This window comes from Proteocatella sp. QWL-06 (genome assembly GCF_058684135.1).
Genome location: NZ_CM178755.1, coordinates 436,714 through 451,046, shown reverse-complemented (window position 1 = coordinate 451,046; position 14,333 = coordinate 436,714). Strand labels below are relative to the sequence as shown.

General features: G+C 42.0%; 14 protein-coding genes. 1 reads left to right on the top strand and 13 read right to left on the bottom strand.

Annotated elements, in window-relative coordinates; genetic code table 11:
- The first annotated feature begins 84 nt into the window (after positions 1-84).
- The gene (locus AC4PGZ_RS02290) at positions 85-804 is read left to right on the top strand and encodes a transglycosylase SLT domain-containing protein (protein ID WP_492159429.1); all 720 of its coding nucleotides are present in this window, start codon (positions 85-87) and stop codon (positions 802-804) included.
- A gap of 179 nt (positions 805-983) precedes the next feature.
- On the opposite strand, the gene AC4PGZ_RS02285 is transcribed toward AC4PGZ_RS02290, so the two are convergent.
- The 13 genes from AC4PGZ_RS02285 to pyrB form a co-directional block, all read right to left on the bottom strand.
- A complete protein-coding gene (locus tag AC4PGZ_RS02285) occupies positions 984-1,247 on the bottom strand; it encodes an HPr family phosphocarrier protein (protein WP_492159428.1) in 264 nt (87 codons plus the stop codon).
- 73 nt (positions 1,248-1,320) lie between these two features.
- Positions 1,321-1,653: a hypothetical protein gene (locus AC4PGZ_RS02280; protein WP_492159427.1), complete on the bottom strand. Its 333-nt coding sequence runs from the start codon at positions 1,651-1,653 to the stop codon at positions 1,321-1,323.
- 16 nt (positions 1,654-1,669) lie between these two features.
- Entirely contained in the window at positions 1,670-3,877 is a 2,208-nt protein-coding gene (locus tag AC4PGZ_RS02275; protein WP_492159426.1) for a YcdB/YcdC domain-containing protein, read from the bottom strand.
- Between the two features lie 46 nt (positions 3,878-3,923).
- Entirely contained in the window at positions 3,924-5,852 is a 1,929-nt protein-coding gene (locus AC4PGZ_RS02270; protein ID WP_492159425.1) for an ABC-F family ATP-binding cassette domain-containing protein, read from the bottom strand.
- A gap of 76 nt (positions 5,853-5,928) precedes the next feature.
- Positions 5,929-7,416: a 4Fe-4S dicluster domain-containing protein gene (locus AC4PGZ_RS02265; RefSeq protein ID WP_492159424.1), complete on the bottom strand. Its 1,488-nt coding sequence runs from the start codon at positions 7,414-7,416 to the stop codon at positions 5,929-5,931.
- 48 nt (positions 7,417-7,464) lie between these two features.
- Positions 7,465-7,734 (bottom strand): (2Fe-2S) ferredoxin domain-containing protein, encoded by a 270-nt coding sequence (locus AC4PGZ_RS02260; protein ID WP_492159423.1) that lies wholly within the window; start codon positions 7,732-7,734, stop codon positions 7,465-7,467.
- A gap of 46 nt (positions 7,735-7,780) precedes the next feature.
- Entirely contained in the window at positions 7,781-9,067 is a 1,287-nt protein-coding gene (locus tag AC4PGZ_RS02255) for a hypothetical protein (protein ID WP_492159422.1), read from the bottom strand.
- Between the two features lie 48 nt (positions 9,068-9,115).
- Entirely contained in the window at positions 9,116-9,670 is a 555-nt protein-coding gene (pyrE, locus tag AC4PGZ_RS02250) for an orotate phosphoribosyltransferase (protein WP_492159421.1), read from the bottom strand.
- Position 9,671: 1 nt separating this feature from the next.
- A complete protein-coding gene (locus tag AC4PGZ_RS02245; protein ID WP_492159420.1) occupies positions 9,672-10,577 on the bottom strand; it encodes a dihydroorotate dehydrogenase in 906 nt (301 codons plus the stop codon).
- Entirely contained in the window at positions 10,577-11,278 is a 702-nt protein-coding gene (locus tag AC4PGZ_RS02240; RefSeq protein ID WP_492159419.1) for a dihydroorotate dehydrogenase electron transfer subunit, read from the bottom strand. Before AC4PGZ_RS02240 ends, AC4PGZ_RS02245 begins: the two co-directional genes overlap by 1 nt.
- The gene (gene pyrF / locus AC4PGZ_RS02235) at positions 11,266-12,114 is read right to left on the bottom strand and encodes an orotidine-5'-phosphate decarboxylase (protein WP_492159418.1); all 849 of its coding nucleotides are present in this window, start codon (positions 12,112-12,114) and stop codon (positions 11,266-11,268) included. The genes AC4PGZ_RS02240 and pyrF overlap by 13 nt, the downstream gene beginning before the upstream one ends.
- Positions 12,095-13,264, bottom strand: coding sequence for a dihydroorotase (locus tag AC4PGZ_RS02230; protein WP_492159417.1), 1,170 nt, complete (start codon positions 13,262-13,264; stop codon positions 12,095-12,097). Before AC4PGZ_RS02230 ends, pyrF begins: the two co-directional genes overlap by 20 nt.
- Complete coding sequence (gene pyrB / locus AC4PGZ_RS02225) at positions 13,251-14,180, bottom strand: aspartate carbamoyltransferase (protein ID WP_492159416.1); 930 nt, start codon at positions 14,178-14,180, stop codon at positions 13,251-13,253. Before pyrB ends, AC4PGZ_RS02230 begins: the two co-directional genes overlap by 14 nt.
- Positions 14,181-14,333 lie beyond the last annotated feature (153 nt).

Genomic DNA, 14,333 nt, shown 5'->3' with positions numbered 1-14,333 from the left:
ACTATTTTGTTATAATTGATTTCGTGGATTAAGAAAAATACTAAATTGGAAAGTGATATGAAGGAAAAGGAGAGAAAATAAAATATGAAGAAATTAAATCTTTTTATTTTTATGCTTGTTCAAACTATATTCCTGTCATCAACTCTTGCATATGCTGACGAGACACTCGTCAATAACACCGGCTCAGATGCCAACGGAGGATTTATAGCGACTCAGATTGAAAACGAAAGTACAGATGAAGAAGATATAAATACAGAATCCCCAGATAACAACACTAATGTTGAATCGGTCAATGCAGAGACCGCTGTCGTAAAAGAAGTCAAGTCTGCAGCTGAACAAGAAAAAATAAAATTAAGATCCGCTGTTATTTCATTCATCAAATCGAAGAATAACAGACTTAGCGATGCTGCCGCTTCAAAAGCAGCAGACGCGGCAATCTATGCCAGCAACAAGAATAATTTTGATATCAACATCATATTGGCTATAATGTGGAAAGAAAGTTACTTCACTGCAAGCGCAAGAAACTCTTCCTGCTATGGAATAATGCAGGTGAGCAAGAATACAGGAGCCGGATTCGGATTTTCTGTAAAGGATCTTCTTGATCCATACAGAAATGCTGACGTGGCATCGCGTCTTCTTAAAGGGCAGATCAGTAAATACAAAAACACCGTTATGGGACTTACTGCCTATAACGCAGGTTCAGGAAATGTAAGCCGTGGAAACTACACCACTGCCTATGCCAATAATGTAATATCCAAATCTAATGCTGTAAAGGCTTATATAAAAAGTTATATGAGCAAATAAAATCCATATTTCAGATACGCATATAATCTGATAAAAATTCACACGCAAGTAATTATATAGAGATGACAATAAAAAAAGGGTATTTATCTGCATCCGGACTCGGAGTCGATAAATTACCCTTATTTTTTTATATTGCCTTTTTTGAGGCGTTTTTTTGCATATCAGTATATCCCGATCAGCTATTCTCCAAATTTCGATTCAACCAGCGATGCAAGCGTATCTACCGCTGCCTCTTCATCCGGACCGTCCGCAGCTATAATTATCCTGCTCTCATATCCTATTCCCGCTGAAAGCAGGCCTACTATGCTCTTTGCATTTATGGTCATATCGTTGAATTCAATGAATATGCTCGATTTAAATGCCGCCGCTCTCTTTACAAATTCAGATGCCGGCCTTGCGTGCAGACCAGTTTTGTTAAGTAGCTGAACTTCTCTTTTTATCATGACTTTTTCTCCAGTTTTTTATATTTTCACAGTAAAAGCTGCCCGCTTAATTGCAGGCAGCATATACTATCGTCTAAAGCTTTTCTTCTTCGTCCTGTGCTTCCTCGTAGTCTTCTCTGTAGTCTTCATCGTCAGTTTCCTGATCAACCGGAACGTTTTCGAAATCATCATAATAATCTTCCCAGAACTCTGCTTCTTCCTGTTCTTCTATTTCTTTGATTATCTTACGCTCTTTTATCTTGTCTGCTACTATCTTTGTAACTCCTGTCGCTATAAGTGCAACCGTAGCTATGCCTGCGGCCTTCTTTGCCTTTGATTTCTTATTTATTGCCTTTTCAAGAATTTCTCTCTTTTCCTCTACAGGAATCCTTGACTTTAAGATTTTAGAAATCTCTCTCGTTTTCATATTTAATCCTCCTCTTTTATCTTAAATAATTGAATATCATCTTTAAAGCCTGATCCCTTGTCGTATTTGATGAAGGAAGGAATCTATTCTGTGCATCTTTTACTATTATATCAAGTGCGTCGCCAATTGCAACATATCCATAGAATTTTTCTGTTACTTTTTCTGCATCAGCAAGATTCAGCTTGAATATTTCTGTGTGGACTGCGAGCTTTTCATATCCCAGCGCCCTTATAAGGTATTTTACCGCTTCCTGATGCGAAATGATTCTGCTCTGAAGCTTTTCATCCTTGTCTATTACGCCTCTTGAGACAAGCTGCTGCTCTATGCCTGCTATCTGCGAATCAGAAAGCCTGTCCATGCTGTAAAGCGGCACTGGAGTATACTCAAATGTCTGGGCTATGAGATACAGGAACTCGTCGTGCCTTATCGCTGCAGAAGGCTTTAGTTCTCCTCCCTTAAATCCTATTCCCAGAAGCATCAGAGTCTTTACCTCATCCTGATACCTGCTCTGAGATATGTCTCTGTATTCTTCTATTGCCGTATCAGCGTCATTTACCGTAACTATTCTCTCTCCTGTGAGCGCATCGAATACCAGCGGTTTCATGTAATCATCCTGATTGATTTCATATATTAGCTTTCCATCTATTTTTGAAGAGCTGGCATATATTATCCTGTATTTGAGCTCTATCTTGTTTTCTTTGAATATCTTATCATAGATCATATCCGGGGATACTGTTTTTTCAGGCTTTGGAAGCTCTATGTCGTACCAGTTCATGTAATATGATGTTATCTTCTGACTTGCCGTATCATATACAATGTGAATGTAGTTTTCAGGGAATTCCACTGCATTTTCTTCTCTTACATATCTTACGCTTACATACTGGCTTCGGCTTCCGAGCTGCTCATTAAGATATATCTCGTCAAGCTTTAGCGATCCCTGTGATGTGGATGAATATAGCTTTAATGCTTCAGCAGCTTTTACCCTTGCGCTATCAATCTGAGCCTGGCTTATCTGGCTCTCGATGTAGCCGTATCCGTATGAGCTGAAGCCTATAATTTCAAGGCTTCCTGCATCAAGCTGTACGCTGAGGCTCTTCCTGTCATCAGGAGATGCATAATTGACTGACCATATATAGCCGCTCTTTGTATTCATCTTTGACTCATAAAGCTGCGCGCTTGTAACCGCCATATCTTTTTCAAGCGATTCCAGGCGATATCCTGCTATCTTCGCCTTCGCCTGGCTCAGACTGGAAAGCTTTGTCTTTGCCTGAATTTCTGCAATTTCCTGTTCTGTGAGCTGGATCATCGGAGCGCTGTCCTTTGCAGCTTCACCCTCTCCTCTTCCTGCATACTGCATGTTGTAGAAGTCTCTGTAAAGATTTATTCGTTTTCCTGTTTTTGCGTCTATTACATATTCATTTCCATATGCAGGTACGTAAAGAAGCTTCGTCCTTTTGAATACGTTCTTTTCATAATCATATTCTGACTGATATACAAGCTTTACGCCAAGCTCGCTCCTGTAAGCTTTTTCTGCGCTTTGCGGAGTGAGTGCTCCTTCATATGATTCATAGGAAATTGAGTTGTTAAGCGATGTGGAAAAGTTTGATATATCACCTGTAATGGAATTTACCATCACGGTAGCCGATATTCCTTCTGCCGGAATTGAATTGCGGAAGTATTCAAACTCGAAGCTGTACATGTCTGAGCTAAGGTTACCGGTTCCTTGCTTTATCCTGAAATCCCTGCTCTGCTTTGGAAGTGCCTTTAGCAGAAAGTTTTCTGCAATAACCTTTGCTTCTGACCTGTCATACTCGGGAAGGCTCTTTATCTTCACCTGATATGATGGCTGGGCGCTCTCTTTGGCATATCTGTAATACCAGTAGACATTTCCATCTTCTCCGTATTTCATATAGGTACTTGTTTCCTGGCTCTCCCACGAAAAATTATACATATTTATGCCTGACTCATAGTTAACAGAATATCTGAATGAAGCTCCCTTGTCATCGATTACAAATCGCTTCTTTATATCCGTTAGTATTCCGGTGAGCTTTTCTCCTGATACTTCTTTTCCCTGGGATGCTGAAGCCTGTGAATCCACTTGGGATGCATCTATTGCCGGAGGTTGCGGAGAAACTGCCGCTGCATTTCCCGGAGTTTGTGCATATATCATTCCTGTTGACAACAGAAGGCATGTCATGGTTGTGAGTGCTGCTATTCTCTTCATTTTTTCACCCTTTCCTGATTTCTCATACAGCTGATCATTTACTTTTTTATTTATACCCGTTTTGGCTTGTTTCAAATATTTTTTCAAGTTGCTCCAGCCTTTCCATTTTTTCGAGCAGCTCCATTTCGAGGGTTTCCTGTTCATTCATGAGGCTCTGAAGCTTTGCGAAGTCGCTGCCGCCTTTACTTATCTGATCGTGCATGCCTTCAAGTTTTTTATCAAGAAGCTCTATCTCACCCGGAAGAGCATCATATTCTCTCTGCTCATTATATGAAAGCCTCACCTTCCTCGCTTTGGGATTCTTTTCTTCATCAGCGCTGCCTGAGCTGTTGTCATCAGGATTTTTGGCCTGCTGAGAAAATGCGCCCTGAGACTGGAACTCTTTTTTTCGCTGCTGATAGTCCTGGTAGTTTCCTATCGTATATAAGATCTGTCCGTCATCTTCAAATGAAAATATCCTGTTGCATACCTTGTCAAGGAAATATCTGTCATGCGATACTGTGATCACTGGACCGTCAAAATAGCTTAGATACTCCTCCAGAACCGAAAGTGTCTCGATGTCCAGATCATTTGTAGGCTCATCCAGAAAAAGCACATTCGGAGAATCCATAAGTATCTTGAGAAGATACAGCCTCCTTCTTTCTCCTCCCGAAAGGTTTCTTATGAATGTATGCTGAGAGGTTGAATCAAAAAGGAAGTTCTCCATCATCTGAGATGCGGAAATCTTGCTTCCGTCTTTTTTAGTTATATATTCTGCGGTCTCTCTAATATATTCTATGGCTCTAAGCTCTGTGTCCATATCCAGGCTTTCCTGGGTATAGTAACCTATCTTTACGGTATCTCCAAATTCGACATTGCCTGATGCCGGATTCTGCCTTCCCGCAAGGATATTGAGCAGGGTTGTCTTGCCCATCCCGTTTCTTCCGGTTATGCCTATACGGTCACTGCGGTTCACGGTATATGTGAAATCTCTGAAAAGCTCTTTTCCCGGATAGGACATGCACAGGTCATACGCCTCTATTATCTTGCTTCCAAGTCTTGTGGACGCAACATCTATATCAAGCTCCTCCCTGACAGAATTGTCCAGGTTGTTTTCAAGCTCCTCAAAGCGGTCTTTTCTGGCTTTCTGCTTGGTACGCCTTGCCTCTACGCCTTTTCTTATCCACTCGAGCTCTTTTTTATACAGTCTGTGTTTTTTCTCCTCTATCCTTGCAAGATCGCTGGTCCTCTGCTGCTTTATTTCAAGATATTTCGAATAATTTCCTCTGTGCTTGTACAGCTTTCCGCCTTCGAGCTCAACTATTGTGTTCGTAACCCTGTCCAGGAAGTACCTGTCGTGGGTTACCATGAGAATAGCTGTCTTCATGCTCTTCAGGTGGTCTTCGAGAAAGTCGATCGTATCATTATCTATGTGGTTGGTCGGCTCATCGAGTATGAGGATGTCCGAAGGCCTTATGAGAGCGCCTGCCATTGCTACTCTTTTTCTCTGTCCTCCCGAGAGTTCTTTCATTTTTTTGTCGAAATCTGTTATCTTGAGCTTCGTAAGTATCTTTTTAGCCTCACTTTCAAGCCCCCAGGCATCCTGGGTATCCATTTTCTGAGTTATGTCGCTCATCTCATTCTGCAGAGCTGCATCATCAGGATTCTGCTCAAGCCTTGAAAGTATTTCCTCGTATTCTCCTACGAGCTTGACTACAGGCGATTCGCTCCTGAATATCTGCTCTATGACCGTGAGCTCCTCTGATATGTCCGGATTCTGAGGAAGGTATTCCATCCTTATTTTTCCTGATTTTATGACCTCTATGTTGTCTGGCGAGTCTTTGCCGGTTATAACATTGAGAAGCGTGGTCTTTCCGGCGCCATTCACTCCTATTATCCCTATCTTGTCATCATGCTCTATCGAAAGCGATACATCGTCAAAAATGACTTTATCGCCATATGCTTTTCTTAATTTATCTATCTGGTACAGATTCATGTTTTACTCTTTTCCAATCACAAAAGAGAATAATTTGCATTATTCTCTTCATTTCTGATTTTATGCTTTATTTTAACTACTTTATCCTGCTGTTCTGTGTAGGCGTCGCCACTTCGGCTTCTGCGCAGAATTCGTTGAGTGCCTTCTGTGCTCTCTGTATGGAGATTATGGTTCCAGGTCCGCCTATGCATCCACCTGGACATGCCATTCCCTCAAGAAGCATCCCATTTTTCTTTCCTGCTTTTGCCAGCTTCATGAGCTTTACGCATTCATGAAGTCCGTTTGCGTTTTCTACCTGTACAACTCTGCTCGGGTCCATCTCCTCAGCCACTTTTCTGACTGCCTTCGCAACTCCTCCGGCAGAGGCAAATCCTCTTCCAAGAGTCGATGCATCCTGTATCCTGTAATCTACCTCAAGCTCTGATACCTCTATACCTCTCGAAACAAACAGTCCCATCAGCTCCTCAAAGGTAATTACGAAGTCTACGTATTTGTGGACTTTCTCTCCAAGAGCCTCCAGTTTTTTTGCGATGCATGGGCCGATGAACACGACTTTTGCTTTTTCATCGCGCCTCTTTATGAACTGAGCCGTTGCTATCATAGGAGTGGATGTATCTGATATATATCTCGCCTGATCAGGGAACATCTTCTCTACCATGCTAAGCCATGCCGGGCAGCAGCTAGTGCCCATATATGGAACCTTGTTTGGAACCTCATCAAGGAACTCTTCGGCTTCATGGATAGTGCCTATGTCTGCCCCCAGTCCTACTTCGAGCACCTCTTTGAATCCAAGCATCTTGATTGCTTCAAATATCTGGGTAGGCGTAGCTATAGGACCAAACTGTCCGATGAATGCAGGCGCAACTATGGCATACATGTTTTCCTGATTTTTTATAGCCTTAACAAGCTGATATATCTGAGATTTGTCGCTGATTGCCGCAAACGGGCATGCCTGCATGCACTGGCCGCATGATACGCACTTGTCATAGTTTATCTTCGCTCTTCCCAGGCTGTCGCTCTCAATTGCATTTACCCCGCAGGCCTCCGCACATGGCCTGTCATATTTTATTATAGCTCCATACGGGCATATATCCTTGCATTTCCCGCATTTTATGCATTTATCCCTGTCAATCACTGCCTGTTTCTTGTTTATAGTAATTGCGTTTACCGGACATACGTTCTGGCACGGGTGACCAATGCATCTTCTGCAGTTGGAGGTTACCTCATATGTTTTTGTCGGGCAGGCTTCGCATGCAAATGTTATTACATTTACAAGCGGTGGTTCGTATATTCTTTTGTCTACGTCTACGTTTTCTATTCCATCGCTGATAAGTCCAAATGTAGCCGCATCTCTTATATCAAGTCCCATGGCAAGCCTAATCCTCTCACCTACTATGGCTCTCTCTTTGAATACGTCTGTCCTGAATCTTGCTTCTTCTCCTGGTATTATGTTGAACACCGATTTTGGAAGCTCGCTCAGGTCCTTGTCGCCATATGCAAAATCTGCGACTTCTGCAAATACCTTCCTTCTGTAATTTATAATGTCACTGAATATACCTTTCATAGCCGGTCCCCTTGTTTGTATTATAATTTTTAAATAGTTTATGCTGTTTTATTGAATTTCAAGCTTTACGAGATCCATTACCTTTTCCATGACTACCTGTGTGGATGCATTGAAGACTACTTCTCCATTGATTTCTACCACAGGAACAAGCCCTGGATCTTTTTTGCAGTATTGCCTGCATTTTGAATTTTCGATTTCAATCTTTATTTCAGGATGTCTCTCCGTGATTTCCTCAGAAAGGTCTTCAAGAATATCAAAAATAGTAGATGCACCTTCCATCATACATCTCGACCCAGTGCATATCTCAACTTTTATCATATATTTCTCTCCTTTTAGATTATCTTATCATTTGGTTAAAGTTTTGTCAAATAACAAAAATGTAGTTATCAACGGTAAGAATATCACTGCCGGTTATCACGGTTTCTCTCGTGGATACATCCACAATGTGATAGGCCCTTCCAATCTCTTCTGTAGGACTTGACATACTGACAATCAGAAATTCATTGTTCTTGAAGTCAACGATCTCATACTTCCAGTCTCTGAATGGAGTTTTTTTGAATGTAAATCTCGTCTCATGAGTTTCAAGATCCAGCAGTTCTGACCTGTCATTAAACTCAATGACTTCAAAAATACTGTCATTGTTTACGATTATAGTCGATCCCCTGTCAACATCCTTCAAATAGCTTTTTTCGAGCGTATTCATGTCAACTCTGTATATCTCGCTGCGCCCGATTTTTCTTCTGGACATGAAATCATTCTTCTGGCTCAGGATGAACTCATAATATTCTTTTCGGTAGTAGACTGCCTTGTCAGAGTGTCCTATGAGCCTTATAATGCCCTCCTGATCTAATTCATCTATGATATCAAAATCGATATATTTTTCTCCGTTTTTTACCTGGTCTATGAAATCCGAAAGTTTTATGCCTTTTATGGCATTCACATGTACCTGAGCAGGCTCGAGATCTCCCGGAAGGTCAAACGCAAGCTCCACCTCTTCTGATGTGAGCACCTCCAGCTGTTCCTCTTCGCTCAGGTAATATTCTTCTATGAAGAGATACTGCTCCTTGAAGGTCTCTCCTGTGAGTATCCTTGTCCCAGAGTTTATGTTGAATGCATCATCGAGTATTTCATAATATTTTTTTTCTTTTACGTCAAGCAGATATATGCTGTCAAAGAAGTCGCTGTCTGCAAGTTCCAGATCATAACTGAGCCAGAAAAGTATGTATCCTGGAGCCAGGATTTCCATTTTTTTGTATAAGAAAGCATCCTTGTCGAAGGTAAAGCTGAGGATATTCCTCTGAATTCTTGATTCAAGGTCTATTTCAAAAAACTCTATGAAGTCATCATCCTCTACTTCAGTTATTGTCGTGAAATAAAGTTTATCAAGGCTTCCTTCGACATTACTGCTTATATAGTTGATAGGCGTATCAAAATCGTAAAGCTGTACATTCTCAGCATGATGGCCTTTGTCAAGCCTGTTCATGACATGGCTGAATTTGTCATATTCCCATATTCCTTCGCTCCAGGAATCCTCCAGGCCCAGAACTATCTTTTCGAAATAGATGCTGGAATCTGTAACGCTCAGTGGCTTATATATGATTTTGGGAACTTCCTGCCATTTGTTCAGGTTCTGTAGATTAAATATTTGCATTATATCTCTTTCCTTTTCTGTTTACAGTCTTGACAGCCTTATCAAGGTCTATTTTATGTTTCTGCTCCCAGGTTTGATATATTCTATACCCTTCCTGCACATAGGGCAGTCATCAGGATCATATGTCTCTATCTCCAGCTTTATGGAGCTGATGACATCTATATCAACATTGCCTGTGGTTCTGTCGATGATTGAAGCAAGCGCGATTACTTCTCCACCCATCGATTCAAGAAGAGCCTTTACCTCCAGTGAGGATTTGGCTGTCGTAACTACATCCTCGCATATGACTATTCTCTGGCCCGGCTTTATTTCAAAACCTCTCCTCAGCTCCATCTTTCCATCCACTCGCTCTGTAAAGATAGCTTCTTTATGGAGCTGTCTGCCAAGCTCATATGCTACTATTATACCACCCATTGCCGGTCCTACAAGAAGATCTATTTCCATCTCTTTAAGCTTTTCAGCTACTGGCCTCAGGATTGCTTCGGCCTTATCAGGAAATCTCAGTACTTTGGCACACTGAACATATCTGTTGGAGTGCTTTCCCGATGTTAGCAAAAAATGTCCTTCAAGAAGGGCCTGACTGTCTTTTAATATTTCTATCATATTATATTATACCTCTTATTTCTTCAATTTTTAAGTTTTCCTGTGAAAAATATATTTCCATTCCTTTTACTATGTCATGGCCAGCCATAGGATTCATGAATGATGCTGTCCCAAACTGTATCAGAGTCGCTCCTGCCATTATGAATTTTATGGCATCCTCTGCCGTTGTGATGCCTCCCATTCCTATAACCGGGATTTTCACGTTTTTACATACATCCCTTGTCATCCTTAGTGCTATCGGCATTATCGCCGGACCGGAAAGCCCTGCATATATGTTGTCAAATGTGGCTTTTTTCGATTTTATGTCTATATCGAGCGCATTGAATGTATTTACAAGCGAAAGCCCGTCGGCGCCTGCTGATTCCACAGCCTTTGCAACCTCTACAAGATTGTTTGCATTTGGTGACAGCTTTACCACAAGAGGAAGGTCAGTCAGCTTTCTTATTTCTCCTGTTATGAACTCTGCATCGCATGCATTTATCCCAAAAGCCATTCCTCCCTGTTTAACATTGGGGCAGGATATGTTCAGCTCTATTATGTCTACTCCGCCTGTTTTCTTTGAGTGATCATCTATCATTGATACTGCTTCTTTGTAGCTTTCAAGGTCTGATCCGCCCACGTTTGCAAGCACCACTATATCCCTGCTTTTCATGAATTCCAGCTCTGTGTCAAGAAATGCTCTTATTCCAGGATTTTCCAGGCCTATCGAGTTCATTATCCCGCTCGGAGTCTCGGTTATCCTTATCCCGGTGTTCCCGTCTTTCGGATTTATAGTGAGACCCTTTGAAGAAACTCCACCCAGGATCGATATGTCATAAAACTGATCATACTCTCTGCCAAATCCAAATGTCCCGGATGCTCCTATCACAGGATTCTTAAAATCCTTTCCAAATACTGTCTGTCTCATTAGAAATTCACCTCAGTTCCTTTGAAAACCGGACCATCCTTGCATACCTTTACCATCTTCCCTCCGACCTTGCATGAGCATGAAAGGCAGGCTCCAAGTCCGCATCCCATATGCTTCTCGAGAGAAACATACACATCCGGGTGAAGCTCGCTCACTGCCTTCATCATAACCTCAGGCCCACAGGTAAAGACGCTGTCGTATTTATCAAAATCTATTATTTCAGTTATCAGTCCGCCAATCCTGAACTTCACGCTGCAGCCCTCAAAAAGCCCTTCCAGAAGCTGAAGCTCCTCCTGGCTGTATAGATTTTCTCTTATTCCTATATAGAGGTCGCTGCCAGGGTTTCTCCTTGCTGTGAGGTAAAGCGGAGCCATTCCGATTCCTCCCGCTACCATGGCAATCTTTCCCTCAGGCTTTGGAAATCCATTTCCGTAAGGCCCGTGGAGCAGCATGATGTCTGATTCCTTCATTTTAGAAAAGATCTCTGTCCCCTTTCCTCTCACCGAATATAGAAAGCTCACACCATAGCTGTCACAGTCAAATATGCTTATCGGCCTGAAAAGCGTCATGTCCCTGCCTTCTGCCTTGAGCATGAAGAACTGTCCTTCCTTTACCTCATAGCTTCCGGAAATCTTCATCAGATAAATGTCTCCTGCTATCTTCTCATTGAATATTATCTCCTGCTCTCTTACCTGAAACATACTCTAAGCTCCTTTGCCAGATCCTGTGCTCTTTTTACAAGCTCTTTTCTGAAATCTCCATGTTCTGGAAGATTTGCCGTATATCCTCTTGAAACGTTTACCACGCCGTTTTTTCTCTCGCTTACTATGCTGGCGATGTCTTCTATCTTTGCGCCTTGCGCTCCATATCCCGGAATAAGAAGGAATATGTCTCTTGTTTTCTGCCTGATTATATCGAGCTCATTGAGGTTGTTGACTCCTACTACTGCGCCAAACGAAGGGAACTCAGCCTCAGGCTCCTCTTCTTTTCCCCACTCATGTATCTTGTCAAGCACCCTTGAATACAGAGGGTCCTCTTCAATCTTAAGGTCCTGGAAGTTTCTTGAGCCTGGATTTGAAGTTTTTGCAAGTATGAATGCGCCTTTGTTTTTTTCCCTGAAATATTTTGCATAAGGCTTTACAGCATCTTCGCCCATATATGCATTGAGGGTAAGGATGTCTGCTTCAAAATCTCCTTCAAAATGACCCTTTGCATACATTTCAGCTGTGGAGCCTATATCTCCGCGTTTTATGTCTGCTATCGCTATATGCCCATTTGATCTTATCATCTTCAATATCTCGCTGTATGCTCTTAATCCTGAAAGTCCTTCTGATTCATAGCACGCAATCTGGACCTTGAAGCATGAAGCATACTCTCCTGATGCAGCAATTATCTCCCTTGCATACTGCACATACTGCTCATCTGTCTCTTTTATCGAGTTTCTTATTTCCGCCGGCACATGATCCGGTCTCAGATCTATTCCCACACAAAGAGGGCTTGCCTCTATCGCTCTGTTCCTAAGCTCCTGCATTATCATAAACAATCTCTCCTTTTACTATCGTGTATTCTACCTTTCCCACTACTTCCCAGCCATCATACGGCGTGTTTCTGCTTCTTGTGACGAATTTCGTGCTGTCTATTTTCCAGTCTTCGTCATTTAGTATTACCAGATTTGCCTCACTGCCTTCTCTTATATGGCTGTCCGTTCCCGTCATGAACGAAGGATTATTGGACATGAGCTTTGCAAGAGTCTTCATGGATATGGCATTTTCCCTGAAAACCTTTCTTATCATTGCGTATGCAGTTTCTATATTTATTATTCCAGGCGCTCCGTTTGCCTTGTCTGCTTCTGTATGAGGCGCATGATCTGTCCCGATGACATCTACATGCCCCTTCTTAATGCTTTCTATCAGGAATTTCACGTCTTCCTCTGATGCAATCGGCGGATTGACCCTGTAGTCAAGGCTATGGCTGAATAGATGGTGGGGCGTAACTTCAACAGTCACTTTAAGGCCTTCTTCCTTTGCCTTTATTATTAGCTGCATCGACTCTTTTCTGCTTATATGGCAGAAATGAAGATTCCCTCCGGTCTCTCTCAGTATCTGGAGGTTTCTTCTCACCATCTCGGTCTCAGGCTCGTCGTGATCAAGTATCGTGAATCCAAGCTCCGCGGATTTTTTAAGAGCCTCTCTGAGGATCTCGGGATTATCCACATTCTTGCCATCATCTGAGAAAATGTCTGTGTATTTCATGAGCTCTTTGAAATCCACGAGTTCTTTTCCCTGAAGTCTCTTTGTAACCGAAGCTATCTGGATTACCTCAAGCGGGAGATCTCTCATGCTGTCAGCCACTGTTTGGATAACCTCTGAGCAGTCTGCCACAGGCACTGTATTTGCCATTGCCACTACCCTTGTGTAGCCTCCCCTAAGGCAGGCGTCATTTGCTTCCCTGTATGTCTGCTTATATTCAAGTCCCGGATTTCTTAGATGGAAATGCATGTCCGTAAAGGATGGCAGCAGGTATCTGCCCTGTGCATCGATCACTTTCATGTCAGCTTTATCTCCATTTTTAATAAAGCTCTCGATTTTGTCTTTTCCTATATGTTTTATGAGCTTTCCTTCTATAAGGATGTCCTCTTTCATTTCTATATGTTCATCTGTCAGCACAGCGTTTTTAATTAGTATCATGATGCCCTCTTTTCTTCATGTCTTCAAGCATGAGTATAAGTGCCATTCTTGCATACATACCGTATTTCGCCTGCTGAAAGTATTTTGCTCTCGGATCGCTGTCCACTTCCTCTGTTATTTCATTTAATCTTGGTAGCGGATGCATTACTATCATATTCTCTGAAGCACTCTTCATTTTTTCTGCGTCGAGTATATATGTTCCATTGAGTCTGTCGTATTCTCTGACATCTTCAAATCTTTCTTTTTGTATCCTCGTCATGTAAAGGACATCTGAATCTCCAAGAACATCCTCAAGGCTCTGAACTTCCTCGTACTGGCTCTCTGAAAGCAGTTCTTTTACATAATCTGGCATTTTAAGTTCCTCTGGCGATACAAAATAGAATTTGTTTCCAGGGTATCTTACCATGGCTTTTACCAAAGAATGTACGGTCCTTCCGTACTTGAGATCTCCAGCTACTGCAATTTTGAGATTGTCGAGCCTTCCCATCTCTCTGCTTATGGTAACAAGATCCGCGAGAGTCTGCGTTGGATGCTGATTCCCGCCGTCTCCTGCGTTTATGACAGGAACCTCGGATATTTTTGCTGACTGCATTGGAGCCCCTGCGATATAATGCCTCATCACTATAAGATCTGCATATGCAGAAACCATCCTTACTGTGTCGCTGAGTGTCTCACCCTTTGCTGCAGATGTGTTTTCTGCTCCTGCAAAGCCAATCACTGACCCGCCAAGCCTCTGCATTGCTGCTTCAAAGCTGAATTTCGTTCTTGTTGATGGTTCATAAAAAAGCGTAGCCATCACCTTGCCCCTCATCGCATCAATGTATGATTGCGGAGTGGTCATTATGTCTCTGGATACGCTAATAAGCTGTGAGATTTCTTCAACAGAAAAATCACTTATTTCAGTTAAGTGCCTCATATTTCCTCCTTGTTAGTCTCTCTGTACTAAGTTAAAAGAGCTGATTGTTAATAAGTTATATTTAATTAATTCTACTTTATTGAGCCGTGTTTGTCAATATAAATGAAGTTGCTGCGTTATAATGCATTAATTTGCAGAACAGATTATTTTCGC